Source organism: Ferrimonas aestuarii (assembly GCF_005116665.1).
GTDB classification, from domain to species: Bacteria; Pseudomonadota; Gammaproteobacteria; order Enterobacterales; family Shewanellaceae; genus Ferrimonas; species Ferrimonas aestuarii.
Genome location: NZ_SWCJ01000002.1, coordinates 148,892 through 161,106, shown reverse-complemented (window position 1 = coordinate 161,106; position 12,215 = coordinate 148,892). Strand labels below are relative to the sequence as shown.

Here is a 12,215-nt window from a genome sequence, read left to right as displayed (position 1 = left end):
GTAAGACACACAATGGGTGATCCGCCTCATGGTCTTCATTGGCGTGGTTTAGGTATCATTGAGCCATCCTCATTATGAGATAGCTTTGGAGCACGAATGACTCAAACCCTAATCGCTTACAGTACCGACAAAGGACAAACTCTTAAAATTTGTCGGCGGATCCAAGAGATCCTAGAAGAGAAAGGAGAACAGGTCACCCTCTACAACATCGCAGACTCCAAGGCGACACTGCCTACATGCGACAAAATTCTCATTGGCGCAAGCATCAAGCACGGCAAACATTCCCATAAAGTGTTCAAGTTTATCCGCCAACATCAACAATTGCTGGAAACCCTACCCTCAGGGTTCTTTTCGGTTAGCCTCGTTGGCCGTAAGCCAGGCAAAGACAGCCCTGATACCAACCCTTACTTTCAGGCATTTCTTAAGCGCATTAAATGGGTTCCTCAGTTTTCGGAAGTATTTGGCGGCATGGTTGATTACAAACGCTACAACTTCTTTGATAAACACATCATCCGCTTAATCATGACCATCACCAAAGGGCCTACCAACGCCGATGCCTGTATCGAGTACACCGACTGGGATAAAGTCTCGCGCTTTGCTGTCAAAGTGAGTGAGTTTTAAGGAACCCCTATGTCCACCCTATTCGAGCGTTTACATCTGTTAGTCGCGGCACTGACAATTTGGTTAGTAGCAACTGGCGACAAACTCACTCTAGCTAATCGAATCTCTAGCCGGGCAGGCTTCTGGGAATATCAGCATCTCATTCTTGGTACATTAACCGCCGTGTTATGCCTAATGTTCGTGTATCGATGCTGCCAGCAGGGGCAGTGGCGACTGTATGCCTCGCCATGGTTACAGGGACTAAAACCGGTTTGGCGAGATCTCGTTGGCCTGAGTAAAAGACAGCTCCCTGCAGCAGGAACTCCTGGGTTATTAACCTTTATTGAGAGCCTCGGTTTGGTGTTGATGCTTATGGTATCAGTGACGGGCTTACTGTGGTGGTTAACGATGGGCTCCTCAATGGCGATGGAATTGCGCGCTGTTCATATCCACTGTGCCAGCTTGCTGGTTTACTTCTTAATCCTGCATGCGGTGGCGTCGGTAAGTCACCTTTTAGAGATCATGAAGTAGAATATTTAACACTTTTTAAGGGCTTGATACGACAAGCCCTTCGAAGCTCCCAAAACCTCACCTTAACTTCGTTTCAGTGCGTCATCTCCTGCCAGCAGCAAACAACCGTTCAAAAATTACACAATAATAATATTCACTAGTTTCAAACGGATAGCCAGTCACAAAACACCATAGTTTGGGCTGTATGAAATTTTATCGCTCTCTCAACAACTAAGACCCTGTCAACTACTTAAGTTAAAAAAAACCACAATATATGCGATATCAACCATTTTAAAACGCCCACATTTTGGTATTATCGCCCCCCTCAAAAACACAGGAGTCAAACACCGTGACCAAATCTCAAGATTTTAAACTTATCGCCATCGAAGGAAACATTGGCGTTGGTAAGTCAACCTTATTGCCTAAGCTGGCAAGCAAGTTAACCGATCTTGATAGTAAGCCATGGCGTTTGATCATCGAAGAGGTGGATACCGACCCTGAGTTCCGCCGTTTACTTAAGGCGTTTACCAACGATCCATCTCAGCGCATCAACTTCCAGCGCTACATCACCAATAAGCGTGCTGAAACCTGTCAGGATTTGGAACCGGGTTATAACTACATCATCGAACGCTCCCTGTTTTCAGACTTGGTGTTCTGCCAGGCCAACTTGGCAGAAGCGTGTCGCCCAGATGGCAAAGACTTGGATTACTACTACGACATTCAGGACAAACTGACCGACTACCCTCAGGTCAGCGCCGTGGTATACCTAAAGTCGGATCCAGAGATCTCCTACCAACGCATGCTGTCCCGCGCCCGTGATGCAGAAGCAGGCACTCCTAAGAGCTACATTAAGCTGATTTCGGATTGTCACGACACCTTCCTGCCGCACATCTGTGAACGTTATAACACGCAGTTGCTGACCGTTGACTGGACACATTTTGGCTGTGATCAGAACCTCGCTAAAGAGGTGATTGAGATCTGCGAAAGCATCAGCCACCACTAAATAAGACAACTAGGCTCGCTAAATTTGTTCACTTAGAATGAATATTCTAGTCAGGCGTGCTGTAGTGAATGGGTCGATACTGAATCGACCCTTCCCAGAGTAAGATTAACCACCCTAGTTCAGGGTGGTTTTTTTTATCTGATTCTCTGAATTAATTGGTAGGCCTCGCCAGGAACCAAGATGATTCCGGACTGCTGCGCGCCCAAGGCCGCGGTTTCAACGCACAGCATTTGATCGGCATCCATTTGGCTCATATCCGAAGGCATTTTTGGGCCAGGATGCCAAATCACCGACGCATCATGCCCCTGTTGCTCTAGATTCCAAGAACAAGCTTGGTTCACTTTAATCTCTATGGTGTCATCGGGGTGAGTATAGATTCGGTCTAGGGGAGGAACAGGAGCAAACTGAGCTTGCCCGATACTGGTCTGCCCTATCAGTTTATCGTGGTATCTGGTTCCAGCACCACAAATCATGGTCTCGGTGGTATTGTCGACTCTAAAGTAACTGTGCAGTGCCGCCGAGAACGACCAAGGGCTCAAGCCGCAGTTGTGACAGGTTAGGGTTAGCGTTAGTTGCTGGCCCAACTCTACATCGAGCTGCAGTTCATAACCTTCAGGCCAATAACTAGGGCGGAAAACCTCATCGGACAGCACCAACGTGATTCTGGTGCTGGTGATACCCACTTTGACTTGATCTAGCTTCCATGAAGCGGTTCTGGCGAAGCCGTGATTGGGTCCCCCCTCTCTGGCACCAAACCAAGGCCAACAGATGGGAACCCCGCCTCTTATGGGGGCGATTTGATCCAATTTACTATTTTGACTTAACCAAAAGCGCTCTAACCCATCCTTGGGTATATAGCTCAACACTTGACCACCAAACAGGCTGATCCACAACTCACCGTGTTCTGTTTTGGCGAACACCACAGGTAAGCCAGTATCTAGGTTACCTTGATAGACTCCCGTCTCAATCTCTACTGAGTTAACCAGTTTTTTCCAATGGGTCATCGACTGCCTCACAACAACGCTCGTTGCCCTGAGAATAGTCTGATTAACTTAATAATCCCATTATGAAATTATTATTTTCTACGCTTTGGAGCCTTCAAGGGCACTATCAAGCATCATGACCATCTCTTTAACCTTGGTCGCTTGTGCGGTCAGTTCACCGCCAAGTTGCGCCACTTCCTGACTGATCCCCGCCGTATTACTGGTTCCCTCACTGAACTCTTCACTGGCGGCATGCAACTCTTGAATCACTTCAGACTGACGCACCACAATTCGGTTAATTGAACCGGTTTGCCCTTGAATGTCATTAATCTGTTTAATGATGTCAGTCAATTCCGTGTGAGTTTTGTCCATTAACTCTTCGCCATTGACGATCTCCTGATGACTTTGCTGAAGGATGGTTCGAATCTCTCCGGCGGCATCATTACTCTTTTTAGACAGTTCCCGAACCTGCTCCGCAACCACAGCAAACCCTCTTCCCTGCTCACCGGCTCGGGCAGCCTCTATAGCGGCATTCAGTGCCAGTAAGTTGGTTTGCTCTGCCACAGAGGTGATCATCGCCGCCACTGTGGTGATCTGTTTGTTGGTTTCAGCAATTTTAGTAATCGCTTCATGGGTAGCACTCAAGCTCACGGAGCTGCTTTGCGCTTTATTGTCGATCACCGTACTGTCGTCAGCCAATTGATTCAGTGCTTGAGCAACGGTATCCATCTCCATGGTAAATTGATGCAGCTGCTGAGTGATCTGCTCTGACGCAGACGACTGCCCTTCACAGCTCTGATTCAACAAATTTACGTTGGAACCCAGTTGGGTAGATTGCGCCGACAAGATATTAGATACGTCTGACAGCTCCGAAGCTCCATGCTCCACCTGAGTTAACACACCAGAGAGGGTTTTAGCGCCTTGCTCGGCACTTAGAGCATGCTGCTCAGCATCGTGCTGCATTTTGCTGGCACTGCTTAGGGCATCGTCTCTCATGTTGATGAGGAACCAAAGGCCTGCGCAAATGATAAGCGATGGCACAATGGCACCGGTATAAGCTTCGACAACCACCTGATTTCCCACATCAGGTAGGTTCGGATAGGGGTAGCCAGTGGTGTGCCCGTAGGCCATCAATATGGTTAACGCTAAGGTAAAACCGGACCAGATGAACGCGCTCAAAAGTGTAGCGGTGAGATAAAACGAAATAAACAGCACCGCTATCCATAGGGTTTGCGACGACACCACAAACCCACCAGTCTGATAGATCAAGTTAAAGCAGTTCACCATCATACCGACAAAGCCAAAGTTTAATGCCCACCGAATCGAGCGGGTAAATTTAAGCACCAAGGCGCCAGTTAACTCCATCACCATCAAGAACATCGAGCTTTCAATCAGATAGATGTGCTCTGCAGCTTGCCACTTACAAAAAGAGTAAGCACCAGCGGCCAATGACAACATCAAAAAGAACAAAGCAGTATTGGTGCGCCGCTGAACTTGCGGCTCTAAGTCAAGGTAATATGGGCAAAACCAATTACGTATCAATAGGATGACATTCATAGAGCAGTCCATTAGTAGGTTGGGAAATCCATCGCCAGATTATACGAAACCTGAACAAAACAGAGCAATTACTCTATTTGAATCTTATTAATAACTGTTTGATCATCATCATCTTTTAGAACTAAATCTCTGACTGAATACGGCTTATTGCGTGGTTAAGCACAAATAGTCGTCAACTCCGCTTAAAAAACTTGGTTGGCCTCGCATTCCTTTGCGCCAGAACAACTTACCTAATAAAAACAATGGTCTATTATGAATAGCAATGTGATCCGATTCGCCTCGGAGATCGTAGAAGGATCGTCAAACATGTTTTTTGGAGCGAGACCATGGCCAAGGATAAATCCATACGTATTGGTATCAGCGCGTGCCTGCTGGGAGAGAAAGTTCGTTTTGACGGCGGCCACAAGCAGCAGCGTTTCTGTACCGACGAGTTAAGTAAGTACGTTGAATACACCCCCATCTGCCCAGAAGTGGCAGTGGGATTAGGCACTCCTCGCCCCACCATTCGCCTAGTTAACGACGGCGAGATTAAGGTACAAACCTCAGATTACAAGCAAGACCACACGAAGGCGTTGCGAGAATTCTCAAATCAAATCACCCCAAAACTGGGCCATTTGAGTGGCTATATTGTGTGCGCAAAATCGCCAACCTGCGGCATGGAGCGCGTGAGCGTCTACAAAGCAGGCACCAACAACGCCACCCGCGAAGGAATCGGTGTGTTCACCCAACGGTTAATGGAGGTGCACCCTAATCTTCCCATCGAGGAGAATGGCCGCTTAAACGATCACAATCTGCGCGAGAACTTCGTAACGCGGATATTTGCCTACCATCAATGGCATCAGCTAATGGAAGCTGGGGTAACAAAAGACGCGCTGTTTAACTATCACGGAAAACACAAATACCTGTTGATGGCCCACTGTCCCCAACGCTACCGAGAATTGGGATCTCTGCTGGGCAGCTCTACCGATCCCATCGAACAGATCGCTGAGCAATACATCAGCGGTTTCATGGGCGCGCTGAAACAGCATGCGACACGCAAAGCGCACTCCAACGTTCTTCAGCACATCCAAGGCTACCTAAAAAAACAGCTATCCAGTGACGAGCGTCAGTCTATGGCCAACTGCATCGACAGCTATCGGGTCGGTAAATTGCCTCTGCTAGCCCCCATTGCACTACTAAAACACTACCTGACTCTGTATCCAAATGACTATTTGCTAAAGCAGGTGTATCTGAACCCTCACCCTGAGGAGATGCAACTGCGTTATGAGCACTGATTCCTCCGCATCCAGTAAACAGCTGGTTTGGTTTAGAAAAGATCTGCGCGTGGCTGACCACGCGCCCCTAAGCGCCGCGTGTAGTAAAGGCCCGGTTCGGGCTCTGTACATTGCCACTCCAGGCCAGTGGCAAACTCACGGTGTTGGCGCGAACCAAGCAAGTTTTATTCAACAGGCCGTAACCAGTCTAGGCCAGCAACTGGCCGAACTAGGCATCCCACTTGAAGTCATCCATTGCCATCAATTCAGTGATATTGAGCACCGGCTAACGCAGTACTGCAATGACCATCAGATCAGACAGATTCACGCCCACAGCGAAGCTGAGATAGACGAACGCCGGCGAGATCAGCACCTTCAAAATCAAGGATTACCACTCACGCTTTACGGCGGCCATTGCATTTTAGAGCCGGGAACGGTGCGAACCCAGCAGCAGCAAGTTTATCGAGTCTTCACTCCTTTCAAGCGGCGCTGGTTAGACTTTGTGGATGCCCAACAACTTATTCCTCTGCCCAATCCTAAACCTCAAGGTCCTGCCTTGGTCGCAGAGGCTGGCAACTGGTGCATAGATTACCCTCAAGGCGCCCTACCAGGTTGGCAGGCGTCGGAACGAAAGGCACACCAATTGCTGCAGCACTTTATCCATAACAAAGCCGAGTCTTATCACCAAGATCGGGATCGCCCGGATCTTAATGCCACCAGTGGTTTGTCTCCCTATCTAGCGCTTGGGGTCATCTCCCCTAAACAGTGTTTGCACCAACTCCTGCAGCGCTACCCTAATGCACTTGAACCAGCGAAAAACGGCCCATTCACCTGGGTCAATGAGCTTATTTGGCGAGAGTTTTATCGCCATCTGTTGGTGTTGTTTCCCAAGCTTTCGATGCATCACAACTTCAATGAACTTGGCGACCGTATCCAATGGCGCGACGACCAGTCAGCGTTCGAGGCCTGGTGCCAGGGCAAAACCGGATACCCTCTAGTGGATGCGGCCATGAGGCAGTTGACGGAAACCGGCTGGATGCACAACCGGCTTCGGATGGTTACCGCCAGTTTCCTAACCAAAAACCTGCTTATCGACTGGCGCTTAGGGGAACGATTCTTTCAGCAACACCTTGTGGATTGGGATCTGGCAGCCAACAATGGTGGTTGGCAATGGAGTGCTAGCACAGGGTGCGACGCCCAGCCCTATTTTCGAATTTTTAACCCCGTTACTCAGAGTAAAAACTTCGATCCGTTGGGCAGGTTCATTCGTAGATTTATTCCAGAACTCAACCACCTGGACGATAAAATGATTCATAACCCTAGCGACGAGTGTCGCCCTGCTGACTATCCGGCTCCGATTGTTGATCTAAAAGAAAGCAGAGCCCGCGCCCTTGATGTTTTCTCCGTGCTGAAGAAGGGGTGAGCCATGAGCCTAACCGCAGCCACACAAACCAGCCTGTGCAATCAGTTTGTTGATCTCTATGCTCGACTAAACCGATCAAACATCACCGAGTTGGGGAGTTTGTATGATAACGATGTCGAGTTTATCGATCCCCTACACCACATCTCGGGCCTTAACTCCCTGACCACCTATTTTGAAAATCTCTATGCCAACGTAAAGAGCATTCAGTTTGAGATACATCATCAAGTAGAGCTTAGCAACGAAGCGTTTTTGTATTGGACCATGCTGCTGGAACACCCCAAGCTCAACCGGGGCGAGCCCATTGAGGTATCGGGGCACACTCACTTAAGATTCGCCCATAAAATTCATTACCACCGGGATTATTTCGACAGTGGACAGATGCTCTACCAACATCTGCCCATGCTGGGTTCAGCCATCCGCTATATCAACAGCAAGGTTGGTCAGTAATGAAGGTACTCATCACCGGCGCGACCTCAGGAATTGGGCTTCAACTGGCTAAGGATTACCTCGCCGCAGGCCACGACATCATCGCCTGTGGCCGCAATCCACAAGTGCTGGCGGAGCTAAACTCCTTAGGCATGGACACCCGTGAGCTGGACATCAATGATAACAACGCCATCGCGGACAAGTTAAGTGGGATTCCCAATCTGGATCTGGTCATTCTGAATGCCGGCGTATGCGAGTACATCAATGATGCCAGCCAGTTTGATGGCGCTCTGTTTGAGCGGGTAATTCAAACCAATTTGGTTGCCGTGGGCTACTGCTTACAGGCACTGTTGCCCAGCCTAAGTTCTGGAGGCCAACTGGCGCTCATGGGGTCAATGTCCACCGCTCTGCCCCTACCCAGAGCTGAGGCCTACGGCGCCAGTAAGGCGGCCATCGATTACCTTGCCCACACTTTAAGCATCACCCTCAAACCCCAAAATATTCAGGTATCACTGATCTCTCCCGGTTTTGTAAAAACACCATTAACCGACAAGAATACCTTCCCGATGCCGATGCTGGTCAGTGTTGAAAAGGCCAGTCGCTGCATCATTGAAGGATTGGCAAAGGGCAAGCATCACATCCACTTTCCATCGCTCTTTAGCTACAGCTTGTACGCGCTTGCCTGCTTGCCTCGCTCGATTTGGAACGCGATTGCGCTCAAAGGAATGAAGTTATGACAAAAAAAATCGCCATCATTGGAAGTGGCATCTCCGGCCTGACCTGCGGCCACCTGCTGAATCAAAAGCACGACATCACCCTTTTCGAAGCGAGAGACCGCTTAGGTGGACACACTCACACGTTCAAGGTGCAGGACAAACATCAACACTGGCAGGTGGATACCGGGTTTATTGTATTTAACGATCGCACCTACCCCAACTTTCGTCGCCTCATGGCTCAGCTTCAAGTGCCTAGCAAACCCACAGAGATGAGCTTTTCTGTCCAATGCCCAAACTCTGGACTGGAATACAATGGCCATAATCTGGATACCCTGTTCGCTCAGCGTAGTAACTTAATTAAGCCCTCCTTCTGGAAGCTGATATTTGAGATCGTTCGCTTTAACAAGTTGTGCAAAGGTCTAGCCCACAAGGACGACTTAGACACACAGCTCACTCTTGGTCACTTCCTCGCAGAACATGGCTTTAAGCAATCGTTCAGCGAACAATATCTGTTGCCCATGGGTGCAGCCATCTGGTCCGCCAGCATCAGTGAGATGCACGAGTTTCCCGTGGCGTTCTTCATACGGTTTTTCAATCACCACGGCTTGCTTAACATCACAGACCGGCCCCAGTGGTATGTCATCGAAGGAGGATCGAAACAGTACATCGAGCCCCTCACCAAGAGCTTCAAAGACAAAATTCGATTGGCGACGCCGATCCAATCCGTAAGCCGTAACAAGGAAGGGGTGCTGATTACCGACGATAACGGCAACCAGCAGCAGTTCGATGAAGTGATCTTCGCCTGTCACAGCGATCAAGCGCTAAAACTGCTTGCCGATGCGGAGCCACTTGAGCAAGAGCTGCTGTCGAAAATTACCTACAAAGACAATGACGTGGTCTTGCATCGCGATACCAGCCTAATGCCCACTCGCCGCAAAGCGTGGGCGGCGTGGAACTACCGCCTCACCCAAGAGCAGGATAAAGCGGCGCAGGTTAGCTACAACATGAACATATTGCAGGGTTTTGCTGATCACGCACCGGATTTCATTGTTACGCTGAATCAAAGCGATCGAATCGATGACAGTAAGGTCATCGAACGGTTTACCTACGCCCATCCTCAATTCACTCTGCCAGCCATGCAGGCACAGGCACAGCGGGATGAGATCTGCGGTCAAAACCATACCCATTTTTGTGGCGCCTATTGGTACAACGGCTTTCACGAAGATGGCGTTCGCAGCGCCCTTGATGTGTGCAAACGCTTTGGGGTGACTCTGTGAGTGTCACGCAGCCCATAAGTGGTCATGGGATCTACATCGGTAAGGTTCATCACCACCGATATCAGCCCAAGATTCACAAATTTGCTTATCCCATGTACGCGCTGTCCATCGATCTTGACCAATTGGACAGCGCAGATTTCGGCCCTTGGTTGAGGGTTGAACGCCGGTCTCTGATTCAATTAAGGCACCAAGATTACCTAGAGGGACAAGGACTTCGCGCCAAAGCCGTTTGGGACAAGGTCAACGCCCTAGGCGGAGAGATGTCGAGCGATGACCAAGGCAAAGTACGCTTTGTCGGTCAAGGGCGCTGCCTCGGATTCTATTTTAGCCCTCTGAATCTCTACTACTGCTACAATCGTAGCGGCAATCTTATCTATCTGTTGGCGGAAGTCAGCAACACCCCCTGGAACGAGAGACACTATTACCTACTGAGCTACCAAAAAAATGGTCAAAGAGAGGTGGTCTGTAACAAGGATTTTCACGTATCACCGTTCATGTCTTTGGCAATGCGCTATCACTGGCGCATTGCAGAGCCCTGTGATGGACTCACATTGACCATTGAAAACCGAGATCAGAACAGGATTTTTACCGCAGGAATCACCATGCAACATACGCCCATGTCCTCACAGACGCTAAAACGTACGTTGCGCCAGTTTCCAGCCATGACTTGGGGCGTAGTTGCCAAGATCTATTGGCAAGCGTTAAAGCTCTTCGTTAAATCTGTTCCGCTACATACTCACCCTAAAAAGGAATCGGAGTCCAGCCATGGATAATGCTCTTGTTACCACACCGACAAAAGGCTTGGACTCAGTTGCCAAGCGCACCCTTACCGCACTGCTTGGTCAATTGAAACACGGCAGTTTAACCTTGGTCGACGGTGGTCAACAGACATTTGGCACCCCTGAAGGGATTCACGCCACCTTAACCATTCACCACCCTAGCGCCTATCGTCAAATCGTCATGGGAGGCTCCATCGGCGCCGGCGAGGCGTTCATCAAAGGCCACTGGTCAAGCCCCAATCGCGTGGCATTGATTCAGTTGTTTTGTAAGAATTTAAGCTTGATTGAGAAACTCGAGTCCAAAATCAGTTGGCTGACCAAGATCCCATCTTGGATAGGACATCGCATCAATCACAACAGCAAGAAAGGCTCTAAGCGCAATATTGTCGCCCACTACGATCTGGGTAACCCGCTTTATGAAACCTTTCTTGATAAACAGATGCTCTATTCCAGCGCGGTGTTCCCTCACTGGGACAGCAGCTTAGAGCAGGCACAGCTACACAAGATGGCACTCATCTGCGATAAGCTTCGCCTACAGCCCGGTGAACATTTAGTGGAGATCGGCACTGGCTGGGGCGCCCTCGCGGTCTATGCGGCGAAACACTATGGGGTTAAGGTTACCACCACGACCATTTCTGATGCCCAGCATGACTACGCGAAAAAGCGGATTGAGGAGGAAGGCTTAGGGGAACAGATCACCCTTCTCAAGCAGGACTATCGCGATCTGACTGGTCAGTTCGACAAGCTGGTCTCCATCGAGATGATTGAGGCGGTGGGCCACAGATACTTTTCTCAGTTTTTCCAGCAGTGCACCCGATTGCTCAAACCTTCAGGTCGCATGCTAATTCAGGCGATCACCATCGCCGATCAGCGCTACAGCCGCTATGTCAACAGCGTTGACTTCATCCAGCGATACATCTTCCCTGGTGGTTGCCTACCCTCCATCGAACGGCTAGGCCATCACATCGCCAAGGATACTGACATGGTGATGGAACACTTAGAAGACATTGGATTGCACTACGCCCATACCCTAAAAGCCTGGCAACAACGATTCTGCGACGCCCTGACTCAAGTGAGAAGTTTGGGATACGGGGAAGACTTTATCCGCATGTGGCAGTTCTACTTTGATTACTGCCAAGGTGCGTTTCTTGAGCGGCAGATCGGAACGGTTCAAGTTGTTGCTAACCGTCCCGATTATCGCGGCTGATTCCTAGTCTGAGTTACAGCCAACGGCGCGTTCGGCGAAAGTAGTTGCCGAACTCGTCGCCAAAATGCCCTTCCAACATCCGCTCCTCAGGTAGAATCTGAAACCGCTGAATGAACATAATAAACAGCGCCACCAGGCCTAGGTTTAACACCTCGTTCAAGTAGCAGGCCCACGCCAACAGCAGCATCACCATCGCCAAATACATCGGATTACGGCTATAACGGAAGATCCCTACCGTCACCAGGTGGCGGGTGTTTTCTGGATGCATGGGGTTGACTGTGGTGCGGTATTCACGAAACGCCACCACTGATAAGCCAAGCACGACTACGGCGATAAAGCCCAGCAACCCGGTTATCTCGAAACGAATGATGGCGTTGATACCAAAACCACACAAATGGAGTTTTGACACTAAAAACATGACAGCGGCAGTCGCAAGCAGCACTGCCACAGGGGGAATTTTGAGTTCCAAATTTTTCACGGC

Annotated in this window: 13 protein-coding genes; 10 read left to right on the top strand and 3 right to left on the bottom strand. The window is 49.5% G+C overall.

Features of this window, described 5'->3' with window-relative positions:
- Positions 1–96: 96 nt before the first annotated feature.
- The 3 genes from hemG (at position 97) to FCL42_RS03625 (ending at position 2,113) form a co-directional block, all read left to right on the top strand.
- On the top strand, positions 97–621 hold the full coding sequence (hemG, locus tag FCL42_RS03635) for a menaquinone-dependent protoporphyrinogen IX dehydrogenase (protein WP_136862028.1): 525 nt from the start codon (positions 97–99) through the stop codon (positions 619–621).
- A 9-nt stretch (positions 622–630) separates the two neighbouring features.
- Positions 631–1,131, top strand: a complete 501-nt coding sequence (locus FCL42_RS03630) for a cytochrome b/b6 domain-containing protein (protein WP_136862027.1) — start codon at positions 631–633, stop codon at positions 1,129–1,131.
- A gap of 328 nt (positions 1,132–1,459) precedes the next feature.
- Positions 1,460–2,113, top strand: a complete 654-nt coding sequence (locus FCL42_RS03625; protein WP_136862026.1) for a deoxynucleoside kinase — start codon at positions 1,460–1,462, stop codon at positions 2,111–2,113.
- Between the two features lie 134 nt (positions 2,114–2,247).
- Here FCL42_RS03625 and FCL42_RS03620 read toward each other — a convergent pair whose 3' ends face one another.
- Both FCL42_RS03620 and FCL42_RS03615 read right to left on the bottom strand, forming a co-directional pair.
- Positions 2,248–3,117 (bottom strand): D-hexose-6-phosphate mutarotase, encoded by an 870-nt coding sequence (locus tag FCL42_RS03620; protein WP_136862025.1) that lies wholly within the window; start codon positions 3,115–3,117, stop codon positions 2,248–2,250.
- A gap of 78 nt (positions 3,118–3,195) precedes the next feature.
- A complete protein-coding gene (locus tag FCL42_RS03615) occupies positions 3,196–4,653 on the bottom strand; it encodes a methyl-accepting chemotaxis protein (RefSeq protein WP_169308280.1) in 1,458 nt (485 codons plus the stop codon).
- Between the two features lie 326 nt (positions 4,654–4,979).
- Between FCL42_RS03615 and FCL42_RS03610 the strand changes: the two genes are divergently transcribed.
- From FCL42_RS03610 to FCL42_RS03580, 7 genes are read left to right on the top strand one after another with little or no spacing between them, the layout of a single operon-like run.
- Positions 4,980–5,927, top strand: coding sequence for a YbgA family protein (locus FCL42_RS03610; protein WP_136862023.1), 948 nt, complete (start codon positions 4,980–4,982; stop codon positions 5,925–5,927).
- Complete coding sequence (gene phrB / locus FCL42_RS03605) at positions 5,917–7,329, top strand: deoxyribodipyrimidine photo-lyase (RefSeq protein ID WP_136862022.1); 1,413 nt, start codon at positions 5,917–5,919, stop codon at positions 7,327–7,329. Before FCL42_RS03610 ends, phrB begins: the two co-directional genes overlap by 11 nt.
- A gap of 3 nt (positions 7,330–7,332) precedes the next feature.
- On the top strand, positions 7,333–7,776 hold the full coding sequence (locus FCL42_RS03600; protein ID WP_136862021.1) for a nuclear transport factor 2 family protein: 444 nt from the start codon (positions 7,333–7,335) through the stop codon (positions 7,774–7,776).
- The gene (locus FCL42_RS03595) at positions 7,776–8,492 is read left to right on the top strand and encodes an SDR family NAD(P)-dependent oxidoreductase (RefSeq protein ID WP_136862020.1); all 717 of its coding nucleotides are present in this window, start codon (positions 7,776–7,778) and stop codon (positions 8,490–8,492) included. Before FCL42_RS03600 ends, FCL42_RS03595 begins: the two co-directional genes overlap by 1 nt.
- Positions 8,489–9,748: an NAD(P)/FAD-dependent oxidoreductase gene (locus tag FCL42_RS03590; RefSeq protein ID WP_136862019.1), complete on the top strand. Its 1,260-nt coding sequence runs from the start codon at positions 8,489–8,491 to the stop codon at positions 9,746–9,748. Before FCL42_RS03595 ends, FCL42_RS03590 begins: the two co-directional genes overlap by 4 nt.
- Positions 9,745–10,521, top strand: a complete 777-nt coding sequence (locus FCL42_RS03585; RefSeq protein ID WP_205729217.1) for a DUF1365 domain-containing protein — start codon at positions 9,745–9,747, stop codon at positions 10,519–10,521. The genes FCL42_RS03590 and FCL42_RS03585 overlap by 4 nt, the downstream gene beginning before the upstream one ends.
- Entirely contained in the window at positions 10,514–11,734 is a 1,221-nt protein-coding gene (locus FCL42_RS03580) for an SAM-dependent methyltransferase (RefSeq protein ID WP_136862018.1), read from the top strand. The genes FCL42_RS03585 and FCL42_RS03580 overlap by 8 nt, the downstream gene beginning before the upstream one ends.
- A 13-nt stretch (positions 11,735–11,747) precedes the next feature.
- On the opposite strand, the gene FCL42_RS03575 is transcribed toward FCL42_RS03580, so the two are convergent.
- The gene (locus FCL42_RS03575) at positions 11,748–12,212 is read right to left on the bottom strand and encodes a methyltransferase family protein (protein WP_136862017.1); all 465 of its coding nucleotides are present in this window, start codon (positions 12,210–12,212) and stop codon (positions 11,748–11,750) included.
- Between the last annotated feature and the right edge of the window lie 3 nt (positions 12,213–12,215).

Coding starts and splice junctions, on each gene's coding strand:
- hemG (WP_136862028.1), top strand. CDS start 97: ATGACTCAAACCCTAATCGCTTACAGTACCGACAAAGGACAAACTCTT.
- FCL42_RS03630 (WP_136862027.1), top strand. CDS start 631: ATGTCCACCCTATTCGAGCGTTTACATCTGTTAGTCGCGGCACTGACA.
- FCL42_RS03620 (WP_136862025.1), bottom strand. CDS start 3,117: ATGACCCATTGGAAAAAACTGGTTAACTCAGTAGAGATTGAGACGGGA.
- FCL42_RS03615 (WP_169308280.1), bottom strand. CDS start 4,653: ATGAATGTCATCCTATTGATACGTAATTGGTTTTGCCCATATTACCTT.
- FCL42_RS03610 (WP_136862023.1), top strand. CDS start 4,980: ATGGCCAAGGATAAATCCATACGTATTGGTATCAGCGCGTGCCTGCTG.
- phrB (WP_136862022.1), top strand. CDS start 5,917: ATGAGCACTGATTCCTCCGCATCCAGTAAACAGCTGGTTTGGTTTAGA.
- FCL42_RS03600 (WP_136862021.1), top strand. CDS start 7,333: ATGAGCCTAACCGCAGCCACACAAACCAGCCTGTGCAATCAGTTTGTT.
- FCL42_RS03595 (WP_136862020.1), top strand. CDS start 7,776: ATGAAGGTACTCATCACCGGCGCGACCTCAGGAATTGGGCTTCAACTG.
- FCL42_RS03590 (WP_136862019.1), top strand. CDS start 8,489: ATGACAAAAAAAATCGCCATCATTGGAAGTGGCATCTCCGGCCTGACC.
- FCL42_RS03580 (WP_136862018.1), top strand. CDS start 10,514: ATGGATAATGCTCTTGTTACCACACCGACAAAAGGCTTGGACTCAGTT.